This is a genomic window from Tangfeifania sp., from assembly GCF_055108615.1.
In genome coordinates this window covers 1-11,992 of record NZ_JBSQIC010000104.1, presented here as the reverse complement: position 1 = coordinate 11,992, position 11,992 = coordinate 1, and the positions used below count along the sequence as shown (strand labels likewise).

The window sequence follows — 11,992 nt, the reverse complement described above, 5'->3', positions numbered from 1 at the left end:
ATCCATCCGAATCTATACGGTTTGCCATCAATGTTGCTACCTGTAAAAATGATTTTGCTCCCACTAAAAAGTTTTAAGCATTAAGACCTGAGTAGTTACAAAAATAAAAGGTTGTAAAGAATTAATTAAATGTTGTATGAAACATAAAAGTAGTTCAATGTATAAAAAAAGAAATAGTAAATCTATTATGAGATTGTTGTTATCAATTATCTTAATCCATTTTTTCCAGGTTTCAGTTAAAGCGCAAGATTTTTATTTCGGACCATGGCAGGTTGATACATGTGAGATTAATGGAGCTAAAGTGCCTTTCTTATCGGAGTCGGACTATATAGAAATTGATGCAAGAGGGTTGGAGCATGATACTGGTTATCCTACCAGTATAGGTTGGGCGGTTAAAAACGATGCAAATTTCGATAATCAACAAAGAGGAAACGGTGGTTTTTTAGTAAAAGGTGCCTATTTAGATCATCTTGGACCTGCAAGTTTAAGAACTGTTTTTCGGATGAAGGTTGAGGATAATAGTTATGGAGTTTGGGATAAAATAATGCGAATTGAGTTGTATGATCTCATTGAAAACAGGGTAATTAGTGAGCAAACCATTGAGCGAAATTATTTTAGAAACAGTGATGAATTTCAAAATTTTGTATTGCATGCAAGCTTAACAAAAAACGAAATAAACGATGTAGAAGCCCGAATATGGTACTTAGGAAATGCTGAGGTCGAAGTAGAAAAAATTATCTTTCTAATTGACAAACCACTAAGCGGAATGCCTTTAATAATTAATAAGAGCTCAGCTAGTGATAAGCACATAAACAAATTAGTTATGGAAGCTATTGATGGTCTGGGATTTGATAATTATGAGGGGCCAAATGCCAATGACCTCATTTTTGTAAATAATTATTACATGGCTTGGGTGGATCAAACCGGTTACTATGGTAAAATGAATGGATTATGGTTACTAAACAATGCCAACGGAAGTAATCTGGATTTCAATCTGAAAACGAGGATGGATGGGCGAGTTGTAAATTTTTTAGTTGTTGCTGAGGATGGTGACGGGCAATGGCCAGAAAGTTACATGGGTGCCGAACATTTTGAAATCCCTTCCTATGTTAAAGAAAATGATGATGACAAAACTCCTGTTGAAAAGGGGATTAGCAACTGGTATACTATAAATGAAGCGAATTTAAATCTGGGGACCGGAGGAACAGGACATATTCCTTGGTGGACCTGCTGTTCAGGGATAATGAACAATAAACAATCATTTGAGCAAATGAATCCCCCATTGGAATTTGAGTCGCATGATGGTGATTTGAAAATAAATTATCTGGCCCCTATAACGAAAGGTGTTGATGCGGATGGAACGTACGATGGAGACAGGTGTCAGGCAAATCTATTGTTTTACAACAACATCAGATATCCTGTTTATCTGAAACTAGGCTATACCTTTTATGACGATAAACCGTATTGGGATCGCACATATCAGGTATTTAACCCACAAGGTAATCCAACTTTGCCTGTTAATACCTTTTGGGCTTTAATTCATGGAGTATTGATAACTAAAGTACCCAATTCTATTGAATGGAAAAGAGACCTGTTTGCTAATATATATCCGAATAAAACAGGAATGCATATTCAAAGTGTTAAGGCTCCTAAAGAGAGTTGGTCAGTCCTAGATACTGGAACTGATACAGACCTCATAGGTGGCTTAGGTGGACCTAAATCATCTTTCACTATTAGCGATAATAAGACATTTGATGAAGGGCACTCATTTTTTTATGGTTTCAATACTGAACCAAAGGGATCAGCGAAGGTGGGCAAAGTAGGAAATATATCCTTTTGTAAATGTGTTGTGCATGGTAACTGGGAAATAGGTGGTGGAATGCTGGATAACAGTTATCCCATTGCTGGGGGACAGTCAAGTAAAAAGGTAACTCGGCGTTTAGGATTTCCTCAAGGTGAACCTATAAGCTTTGATTAAAATATTTTAATGGATCAAAACTATTGTTACCTTGTGAGGAATATAGATATGGATAAGAATTGGGTTTTTATTCTTCTGAAATGCCTTCGTTTGGTTATAAAACCTGTTGGATATTAAACAAAGCGGAAAAATGATAAATAATATTTTTGACTGGAGTTAAACTAAATTGGCCACGATTAGATAGCTTTTGTCTTATTTCTGGAATTAAAACCGGCAAAAAAATCAATTTAAACTTTTAAGTTAAATATAAAATGAAAAAAATATCAAGCTATAATAACTTAGTTGCGAGTATTTTATTTGTAAGTTTTTTAATCTTGTCGTCATCTGTCAAAGGACAAGATGTACCAAATATCCTTTCAGAAACTACAAAACCCCAATTCGTAGAAGGAGCAGTTGTTACTTTTGATATGGACTTTCTGAACGGTTTGAACCCGAATAATCCGGAAGATGCACGTAAAATTTGGGATTATGTTCATATGGCAGCTACCTTGCAAGGCATTGTTAATCGTGAAAAACCACAACTGTATTTGTATTACGTTGAAAGTAATGGAGTTAATATTGATTATTATTGGTGGAATAAATACAGAAATTATGGAAAGTGGTTGAGTAAGGCAAATGTGAAACCGATTTCTGATATTGTAGCACTTGTGAATGAATTTAAAAATGATATAAAAGGGGCAGTGGTTTATGATCCGAATGTGGCAGCTACGAGCAATCTTGCTTCATCTATTGCAGGTGTCAATGATCTTATTGCAATCCGTTATGATTTATCTCCATCTTCCCTTTATTCTAAATTAATACTTAATGGTCCAAAGATACCTGTAAAAACATGGTTGCTTAACAAAGATGGATCATCAATTTTCACTGGTCATGGAAAAGTCCCAGGAACGGAATATGCCTCTAGTGGTTCGCCTAAAATTGATGCATATCGCTGGATTATAGAGCATTTTCTTAAAAAGGGCAAGCTTAATACTAATTATGGAGCTTATTACATTGATCAGGAATGGCTTAGGAATCCAACAGCCACAGTTGTTAATCATCACACTTTGTCGAACCATGACTTTTTCGTGTCTAAAAAATCTATTTTTTTTGATCTCAGTCCATGGGGTGATGAACGTGCGACTGATGACCCAAAACAACAGATAGGCGCTGACCGCAAAATATTGGAAGAAATATTGTTACTGTCATATAAACAAAACGGGAATGGAAAAAAATTCGCTTATTTGGGTGGATTTCCACCATGGGCGTTTAAATACACGAAACATGCCGGGGGAATCCATGAAGATGTTCCGGCCGAATGGGAATATTCACGAGTAATAGGCTCTTATAATGCTTTTAAGGACGCTGACGCTATTGGTTACGGAGCATTGGCAAATGCATCTTTCTGGCAACACTACCCCTTGCAAGATGAATATCCTCAGAAATGGACGACAAAAAAGGAGCTTCAGAAAAAAGGCTATCTTGATGCCAATGGCAAATTATCACTTGGAAAAAAGCAAATGGTAATTTTTTATGTTGGTGACTACGATGCATCTTCATGGCTTTCGCAAACAACACCTTCAATTTGGGACAACCCCGCACGTGGTAAAGTGCCGATGATGTGGAGTATTAGCCCAGTGCTTTCTGAGAGGGTACCTATGGCATGGGAATACCGGCGTGAAACGGCTACGGAAAATGATTATTTTGTAGCAGCCGATAATGGTGCAGGTTATCTGAATCCCGGTGAGCTTCAAGTACCGCGCTTGTCTGGGCTAGCCGATGCAACAAAGGAGTGGGCAACACATTGCAAACCTTATTACAAACAATGGGGGCTAACTGTTACTGGTTTTATAATAGATGGTTATGCTAAGGGGTTAAATAATAATGGATTAGATGCATACAGGGAATTTAGCCCAAATGGAATCGTTCCACAAAAAATTCCATTAACAAAGCTTTATAATAATATGCCTGTTTTGCGCTCTGATGCTGATATTAATGATTCTGATCCAAAAATAGCTGCAGCTCGCGTGGCTGAGCGTGTAGAGGCAAGACAAATACCATTTCACTGGTTCCGAAATATACTTAAAAGTCCGGAATGGTACGAACAGGTTGTAGCTGAGTTGCATCGTATTGATCCAAACATCGTTCTTGTTGATGCTCCGACATTTTTTGAATCTTATAGAATTTTTTTGAAAGAAAATCCAAATTATCAATAGATAATTCAACTAACTAAATTATTTATCCTGTTGCCATTCTTATCAGTCTGTAGGCAGAAGTCGGAGAAGAATCATTTTCCCTGAAAAACCATAACATGAATTGGGTGAAGATGATAATTTTTCAGAATCAAAGGAATTTTTTTTAGCTAATACTTAAAAAAGTAAAATGAACTACCTCGCAGCAGAGCTGACGAGGTATAAGCAAGGAGAATATTTTTCCAAACGAAGCAGAGCTTCGGGGGTATCCCGTCTACCAACCTCGTCTTGCCAGCTAACCCGCTGGCCCCTAACTTCGCGCCATGCGAAAAAATCAAAAGTATAGCAAAGAAGAGATGTACCTGGCTATTGAGTTATGGCAGGAAAGCGGATTATCCCAGGGTAAGTTTTGTTCCCGTGAAAAACTCTCGGTAAAAACATTCAGCTACTGGTACCGACAGTACAAGAAGGAAAAGGGGCTCTTGGCTGGACGCAACAAAGAAGTTTTCGATACATTTATTCCTGTTGAAGTTTCCGGAGGCAGAACGACAACTGTTGGAAACGAAAGTTATGGCCGGATAGAGCTATCTTTTCCCAATGGGGTCCAACTGGGTTGCCCGGTTGGAATTGATATTGGTTAGTTGAAAACCTTGATAAACTCTATTTCCATAAATTATCCACATCAAGTTTAACCGAAGCCTGTTTTTCCCTCGTTTTTATTTTGTCAACAAAGTCGGGATCATATTTTAAAGCATCTTTCTGGCTTTCCTCAACTACCTTAACATAACTGATAGTTTTCAAGTAATCAACCAATCGTTTGGCTTCTTTGCTTTGTGTATCTATAATTACCGTTGTCATCGTTTCTTTTTTTGCAAATATACAAAATAGCATTCAGAAATTATACGTGCCAATACTGATCCAGCAATTCCGAAATTAGCAAAAAATTCTTTTCCATGAGATTTTATTAGGGGAAAGGGTATTATACCAATTGTTTTTCAAACTGAGACTTAAGTGAAGTTTGAAATTATCCCGAGGCCTCGGGATTAATGCCGATAGACAATTAAAGAGTTTTAAAGAGTGAAACGAATTTAAGGCTCAATTCAATTGCTAATCGGTATTATTTACCCATTCACAGCCTTTTGCCAGATTGCGGGGTTGGTACCCCGCTGCCGCCTGATGTGCTGTGAGAAAAGGTTACTTTTTTCATCTCATTGTAAACTCTTAATAAGCATTATCAACATCTTCTCGTGAATCTTCCTTAAAAGCTAATCTTTTAGAAATTTTAGAAGCTTTTTCGGATCCTGTCTGTTATCCCAAAATCCCGTTATAATAATTCTTGGTCGGTCAATTTTATAAAGGATACTGTAATGTCCCATTGTAGTCGCTCTTGTTTCTCCAAAATCTGAACTCTTACCCATCTCAGGATGAAATTTGAGTAATTCAATTCTTTCTCTAATCGCCAGGTTAAGTTTTTTTGAATAGTTTTTACTCTTATTGCGGTTGTTCCAATAATCAAAGATATGATTTCTCTGCAGCTTTGCAGTTTGAGTCCAAAATATTGTCAGTCCATCCATTTAGAGTCTGCCTTTCTCAAATCAGTTTCTGATATAAGATTTCCTTGTTTAATATCATTTTCACTCATCATAAGCATTTCAATTTGATGAGAATCCAGAGTAAGTTTGTCGTCTGTTTGAGTTGAATTGAATATGTTGTCAATCGCGTTGAGCAACTGCTCATTATTTGTAACCATTATCCTGTCAATCAATCGATTTTTTATGATATCTATTGTTTTCATAGTCATTTTTATTGTAAAAATCGTAAATTTTCTCGGTTTCGCAAAATGTACATAACGTAACAGTATTTTATCCATCGTTGCTGCAAATTACAATAAAGAGAGAAGATTCCTGCTACCCTCGTTTGAGTGCAATGGAGACGAGGGTTTAGCCCGCCTGATTGATTCATTCGGGCAGGCCTGTCCCACCAGGTAATCCCCGCTGCCGCGCGATTGCATCGCGTGGTGCTACTTAATAACAATAACTCCATCTAAAATTCCTTTCTCTCCTGCATAATCAGCAGCGCTACTATATAAATAATCTTCGGCTCTGAAAACCAATCCTTCTTCAACCGGGTTTTGATGGATGCCCGCCTGACCGGACGGGCAGGTAGTTTATCTTTTCATCGATAACCTTGTTGCTCCACAATTCAATTGGATGGTTATCATGTTGCCAGAACTGGTATTTATTGACATTAGATGATTTATTGCCAGCTTTAATAAATTGCTCAAGTAAAAATTCTTTTCTACTTTCTTTTGGATTATCAATTATAGCCTGAGCTATGGCTTTGCTTGTAAATATATTGCCACTAAAACTCAAAAGCCTGTCTGCCGACAAGGCAGGCACAAAATATCACTAAGTATCTACGTTTGCAGTTCGTATTTTATCCCTGTTAGGGTTATCCCAATGCCACGTTCTTTGGGCGTGGATGTTTACTACATGATGAAAATGTAATTCGTTTATTTTTACTAAAATAAGTTGTGGAAATTTGATTAAGATATAGGTTTCATATTATAAGAACAAAGCCATTTGTTTTTCTAATGCAGAAAATCAACCAGGAATTTCCTTAATTTTTACCGGACACCAATGATAAAAGATATCTCCAGGCGCAGCGTATTTAAGATATCTTTTTACTTTTATTGTAAAATTTACAATTTAAAAATTATGAATCGACTAATTTCTATTTTCTTCGGCATTGGATTATTGTTCAATAATTCTGCGCATTCCCAGGAATTCAAACTTATTCCGTCCGGCTATTTTCAAAATGAAGGAGTGAATATTATGGCTTTTGATGATATTTACCCGGAAGGCCATCAGGGAGGTGTTTCACTTATTATGCATGGCAACCGGGTGGCCACCAACGGCGACATCCGGCTGGAACCAACCCCCGGCCAGTGGCAACCGGTACCCAAACAGCGGGATCGAAAAGTTGATCCTGAAAGCAATACAATTACAGCTTTCATGAGTTTTCCCGACTCATCAAGGCACATGACCGGTTTCAATCCAATGATTTACCCTGACCTGGTATTTGATTATACTGTGACGGTAAAAGGAATGGGTGAAAGCGTTGTTGTTACGGTTGATTTGGAGAAGCCCATACCACAGCAATTTATCGGTAAGGTTGGTTTTAACCTGGAACTATTCCCCGGGGCACTATTTGGCAAGCCCTGGATAATGGATAATCAATCTGGTATTTTCCCCCTGCAACCAAACGGACCAACACGCGAAGAACCATCGAACCACGCGCACCCCGGTGATTTCAACCCGGAAGGAAAAGCATCTGCCGACCAATTGGCTGGTCAGGGGTACAGTCCGATAATTGCCGACGACATAGTTTCTGAACCTTATGCAACCGGTAACCGTTTTGTGGTTCGCCCGGATGACCCCTTAAATAAGTTTACAATTGAATCTCAATCGGCCGAACTAAAGTTATACGACGGACGCATGAACCACAACAACGGTTGGTTTGTGGTCAGAAGTGAAATTCCTGCCGGCAAAACCAGCGAAGCCATCAAATGGGTAATTACTCCCAATGTCGTTAACGACTGGCTGTATGAACCCGTTGTTCAAACTTCTCAGGTGGGGTATCATACCAACCAGAAAAAAGTAGCAGTAATTGAACTGGACAACAGGGAAACTAAACGTGATAACCCAGCACTTTACAAGATTACAGATGAAGGAGAACAGGAAGTTTTAACCCGGGAAGCTGATGAATGGGGACAATTTTTGCGCTACAACTACCTGAAATTCGATTTCTCCGAAATTAAAGACCCGGGGCTTTATCAGGTACACTGCGGAAATTCAGTTTCATCTGTTTTTCGTATTGCAGAAGATATCTACGATAGGGGTGTTTGGCAACCGGTTTTAGAATACTTTCTGCCCGTGCAAATGTGCCACATGCGCGTGAATGAGAAATACAGGGTGTGGCATGATGCATGTCACTTGGATGATGCACGTATGGCTCCTGTTGATTTTAACCACATTGACGGCTATTCACAGGGACCATCAACCCTTACAAGCTACAGTTCCGGAGAGGTTGTTCCGGGCCTGAATATTGGCGGGTGGCACGATGCCGGCGATTTCGACCTCAGGGTGGAGTCACAGGCCGGGGAAACCTATATCTTAACGCTTGCCTACGAAGCATTCGATATCGATTATGATGTTACATCCATTGATCAGCATTCGCGAATAACCGAAATACACCAACCGGACGGTAAACCAGACCTGCTGCAGCAAATTGAAAATGGGGCACTTTCTGTGGTTGGTGGTTACAAAGCATTGGGCCGGTTGTACCGGGGAATAATTTGCAACGATTTGCGGCAATACGTTATGCTGGGAGATGCCGCTGCAATGACCGATAATGAAATTGGAAACGAAGATGACCGTTGGGTATTTACAGAAGATAACCCCAGGCGGGAGTTAACCACTGCTGCGCAACTGGCAGCCGCATCACGTGTGCTGAAAAATTTTAACGATACTTTAAGCAGGCAGGCTTTGGAGTGTGCAGAAGAACTGTATAAAGTAACGGAAGTAAGCCAACGCTCCAAATCAGCGAAAATACATGCAGCTGTTGAATTATATCTTACAACAGAAAATGATAAATACAAAACGTATTTGCTCTCCGAAACATCGTTTATTAAACGTAGTATAGGGCAAATTGGATGGATTATTGGCCGTGCCGAGAAAAAGATAAATGATCCGGAATTCACAAAAGAAATCCGGGAAGCCATGGTTGAATTAAGCGGCCAGATTGAAAAGCAGGGAAATGAAACGCCTTACGGAATTCCTTATCGTCCGCATATTTGGGGAGCTGGTTGGAATATTCAGTCATTCGGGTTCAACCATTATTTTCTGTACACGGCATATCCTGATATTTTCGAGCCAAAATATATTTACAACGCTTTGAATTTTATTTTGGGTTGCCATCCGGGGTCGAATACCTCCTCGTTTGCATCGGGAATTGGAGCCCGCTCTGCCACGGTTGGTTACGGACTGAACCGGGCCGACTGGTCATATATCCCTGGTGGGGTAATTTCTGGCACGGCACTTATCCGGCCTGATTTTCCCGAATTGCTGGAGTTTCCGTACCTGTGGCAACAAGTAGAATACGTGATGGGCGGAGGATCATCGCATTACATGTTTTTGGTTCTGGCTGCTCAGCAATTGCTTTCTGAAGAATAAGTTATAGTAAGAAAGATTTAGGTGCAATGACGGAATGACTAATCCCTCATTAATGCCGGGGGTAATTTTTTCATTTCCTTATTGCCCTTTCCCTCCCAAATTGTATCTTTAACGAATACCAGTAAACCTGATTAATAATGAAGCGAAGAAATTTTATCAAGACAACCGGCATGGCTACTGCCGGAATCGGAATCGCGGCAAATGCCGCCGGAAATAGTTTTTTTAAACCTCCACAAAACAGTTTACCCCGCTGGAGGGGCTTTAACCTGCTCGATTATTTTTCGCCACAGCGTTCACATAACCGCGGGCAAACAACCGACGAGGAGTTTAAGTGGATGTCGGACTGGGGTTTTGATTTTGTGCGTATTCCCATGGCTTATCCCAGGTATGTGAAATTCGACCCTTCAAAAAATATTACCCCGGAGGAAGTATTGAATTTTGATGAAAAAGTGGTTGAAGAAGTTTACAACCTGGTTGAGCGGGCCAATAAATACGGATTGCACGTGAGCCTCGATTTGCACCGTGCCCCCGGCTTTTGTGTGAATGCAGGGTTTAACGAACCTTATAACCTGTGGCAGGACAATGAAGCGCAGGAGGCTTTTTATGCGCACTGGGAAATGTGGGCCAAAACTTTTGCTTCAAAAACACGCGATCAAATTAGTTTCGACCTGGTAAACGAACCCTGCACCCGCGAGGACATGAATGACCAGTTTTCACGGCGCGGCCCGGTTCCGGGCGATTTGTACCGCGAAGTAGTAGTAAACTGCATGGACGTAATTCATAAACACAATCCTGAACGCATAATTGTTGCCGACGGAAACAACGTGGGAAGCGATGTCATCCCGGAGATTTTCGATCTCGATGTGGGACAGAGTTGCCGTGGGTATTATCCGCATTATATATCGCATTACCGGGCTTCGTGGGTGTTTGAAAACCCCGATGATTCACCCGAAGTGGTTTGGCCGGGAGTTATCGACGGGCAAAAATTCAACCGGAAGAGCATTGAAGACTTTTATGCCCCCTGGATTGATGCCGTGAAACAAGGTGTGGGTGTCCATTGCGGCGAATGCGGTTGCTACAACCAAACACCGCACGATGTGTTTTTGGCCTGGTTTGAAGATGTGTTGGGTGTTTTAACCGAAAACCAAATCGGCTGGGGACTGTGGGAATTTAAAGGAACTTTCGGTTTGCTGAACTCGGGAAGAAAAGACGTGGATTACGAAGATTGGTACGGGTACAAACTCGATCGTAAACTGCTGAGTTTATTGCAGAAATATTGATGCAGCAACTATGTTTCCTTTTTTCCGTTTTGAAAGAATTAACCTGTTTAATTGAAATCAATTAACGATGAAAAAAATAGTATTCTTAATAGCATTTTTTGTAAGCGCCCATTTTTCATCCGGGCAATTATTAAGGGTTGAATTCGAACCCAACTACGATGAAAGCAAGGTGCCTGAATTTGATGTTCCTGACCCATTGCGAATGTTCAACGGCAGAAAAATCAGAAACCAACGTAGATGGGAAAAAAAGGGACGACCGGAGTTACTCGAATTTTTCACCCGGAATGTGTATGGCAGGGTTCCCGGTGAACTCGGAATTTCATCATGGAAAATTGTGGAACAAAGCGATAATGCACTCGGCGGAAAGGCAAAGCGAAAACAGGTTGATCTTGTTTTCAAAAAAAATGGCCGCTTGCTGCATTTTAATATCCTGATTTATCTGCCAAAAAATGTGGAAAATGCACCGGTATTCCTGGGATATAATTTTTACGGAAATCATACCATTACCAACGATGTAAATGTTATCATTTCCGATGCCTGGGCGCGCGATAACCCTTCGTTTGGGATTATTAACAACCAGTTAACCGAGCAATCGCGCGGCGTAAGGGTGAACCGCTGGGCGGTAAATGAAATAATTGATGCAGGATTTGGACTGGCCACCATTTATTATGGCGAAGTGGATCCCGATAAAGATGATTTCAGTGATGGAATTCACCCGTTTTTTTATGTGGATGCGCAACAGCGTCCTGCTGCCGATGAATGGGGCTCGATTGCTGCCTGGGCGTGGGGATTGAGCCGTGCAATGGATTATTTTGAAGAAGATGCGGAGGTGAACGAAAACAAGGTGGTTGTTTTTGGCCATTCACGGTTAGGAAAAGCTTCGTTGTGGGCCGGTGTTACCGACGAGCGTTTTGCAGCAGTTATCTCAAACAACTCGGGTTGCGGTGGCGCTGCGCTGTCCAAACGGCAATTTGGTGAAACCGTAGCGCGAATCAATAACAGTTTTCCGCACTGGTTCTGTAAGAATTTCAGAAGCTATAATAAAAATGAAGAAGCACTTCCGGCCGATCAGCATGAACTGTTGGCTTTAATTGCTCCGCGGCCGGTGTATGTGGCCAGTGCCGAAGAGGATCAGTGGGCTGACCCACGGGGCGAATTTCTTTCGGCCTTTTATGCCACACCGGTTTATGAACTGTACGGTGAAGAAGGAATTCCGTCAAAAGAAATGCCTGCGGTAAACCAACCAATTCAGAATACGGTAGCTTACCACATTCGCACCGGCGGCCACGATGTTACCGATTACGACTGGAAACAGTATATAAAATGGGC

Annotated in this window: 10 protein-coding genes; 6 read left to right on the top strand and 4 right to left on the bottom strand. The window is 40.6% G+C overall.

The genetic code is table 11. From position 1 onward, the window contains the following. The first annotated feature begins 157 nt into the window (after positions 1–157). The 3 genes from ACTCNA_RS16165 to tnpA all read left to right on the top strand — a co-directional run bounded on the left by ACTCNA_RS16165 (position 158) and on the right by tnpA (position 4,790). Complete coding sequence (locus ACTCNA_RS16165) at positions 158–1,978, top strand: hypothetical protein (protein ID WP_462948973.1); 1,821 nt, start codon at positions 158–160, stop codon at positions 1,976–1,978. 251 nt (positions 1,979–2,229) lie between these two features. Beyond that, positions 2,230–4,173: a GxGYxYP domain-containing protein gene (locus ACTCNA_RS16160; protein ID WP_462948972.1), complete on the top strand. Its 1,944-nt coding sequence runs from the start codon at positions 2,230–2,232 to the stop codon at positions 4,171–4,173. Between the two features lie 299 nt (positions 4,174–4,472). After that, complete coding sequence (gene tnpA / locus ACTCNA_RS16155) at positions 4,473–4,790, top strand: IS66 family insertion sequence element accessory protein TnpA (protein WP_462948971.1); 318 nt, start codon at positions 4,473–4,475, stop codon at positions 4,788–4,790. Positions 4,791–4,809: 19 nt separating this feature from the next. On the opposite strand, the gene ACTCNA_RS16150 is transcribed toward tnpA, so the two are convergent. The 4 genes from ACTCNA_RS16150 to ACTCNA_RS16135 all read right to left on the bottom strand — a co-directional run bounded on the left by ACTCNA_RS16150 (position 4,810) and on the right by ACTCNA_RS16135 (position 6,539). Continuing rightward, positions 4,810–5,007: a DUF2683 family protein gene (locus ACTCNA_RS16150; RefSeq protein WP_462948970.1), complete on the bottom strand. Its 198-nt coding sequence runs from the start codon at positions 5,005–5,007 to the stop codon at positions 4,810–4,812. Between the two features lie 407 nt (positions 5,008–5,414). Next, positions 5,415–5,723, bottom strand: a complete 309-nt coding sequence (locus ACTCNA_RS16145; protein ID WP_462948969.1) for a type II toxin-antitoxin system RelE/ParE family toxin — start codon at positions 5,721–5,723, stop codon at positions 5,415–5,417. Beyond that, positions 5,711–5,944: a hypothetical protein gene (locus ACTCNA_RS16140; protein WP_462948968.1), complete on the bottom strand. Its 234-nt coding sequence runs from the start codon at positions 5,942–5,944 to the stop codon at positions 5,711–5,713. Before ACTCNA_RS16140 ends, ACTCNA_RS16145 begins: the two co-directional genes overlap by 13 nt. Before the next feature lie 325 nt (positions 5,945–6,269). Continuing rightward, a complete protein-coding gene (locus tag ACTCNA_RS16135; RefSeq protein ID WP_462948967.1) occupies positions 6,270–6,539 on the bottom strand; it encodes a hypothetical protein in 270 nt (89 codons plus the stop codon). A gap of 327 nt (positions 6,540–6,866) precedes the next feature. Between ACTCNA_RS16135 and ACTCNA_RS16130 the strand changes: the two genes are divergently transcribed. From ACTCNA_RS16130 to ACTCNA_RS16120, 3 genes are all read left to right on the top strand, one after another. Then, positions 6,867–9,383 (top strand): glycoside hydrolase family 9 protein, encoded by a 2,517-nt coding sequence (locus ACTCNA_RS16130; RefSeq protein WP_462948966.1) that lies wholly within the window; start codon positions 6,867–6,869, stop codon positions 9,381–9,383. A gap of 137 nt (positions 9,384–9,520) precedes the next feature. Further along, positions 9,521–10,663 carry a glycoside hydrolase family 5 protein gene (locus ACTCNA_RS16125; RefSeq protein WP_462948965.1) on the top strand — a complete coding sequence of 381 codons (1,143 nt, stop codon included), beginning with the start codon at positions 9,521–9,523 and terminating at the stop codon, positions 10,661–10,663. A gap of 67 nt (positions 10,664–10,730) precedes the next feature. Then, the coding region (locus ACTCNA_RS16120; protein WP_462948964.1) for a glucuronyl esterase domain-containing protein at positions 10,731–11,992 on the top strand (1,262 nt) is incomplete at its 3' end.

Coding starts and splice junctions, on each gene's coding strand:
- ACTCNA_RS16165 (WP_462948973.1), top strand. CDS start 158: ATGTATAAAAAAAGAAATAGTAAATCTATTATGAGATTGTTGTTATCA.
- ACTCNA_RS16160 (WP_462948972.1), top strand. CDS start 2,230: ATGAAAAAAATATCAAGCTATAATAACTTAGTTGCGAGTATTTTATTT.
- tnpA (WP_462948971.1), top strand. CDS start 4,473: ATGCGAAAAAATCAAAAGTATAGCAAAGAAGAGATGTACCTGGCTATT.
- ACTCNA_RS16150 (WP_462948970.1), bottom strand. CDS start 5,007: ATGACAACGGTAATTATAGATACACAAAGCAAAGAAGCCAAACGATTG.
- ACTCNA_RS16145 (WP_462948969.1), bottom strand. CDS start 5,723: ATGGATGGACTGACAATATTTTGGACTCAAACTGCAAAGCTGCAGAGA.
- ACTCNA_RS16140 (WP_462948968.1), bottom strand. CDS start 5,944: ATGAAAACAATAGATATCATAAAAAATCGATTGATTGACAGGATAATG.
- ACTCNA_RS16130 (WP_462948966.1), top strand. CDS start 6,867: ATGAATCGACTAATTTCTATTTTCTTCGGCATTGGATTATTGTTCAAT.
- ACTCNA_RS16125 (WP_462948965.1), top strand. CDS start 9,521: ATGAAGCGAAGAAATTTTATCAAGACAACCGGCATGGCTACTGCCGGA.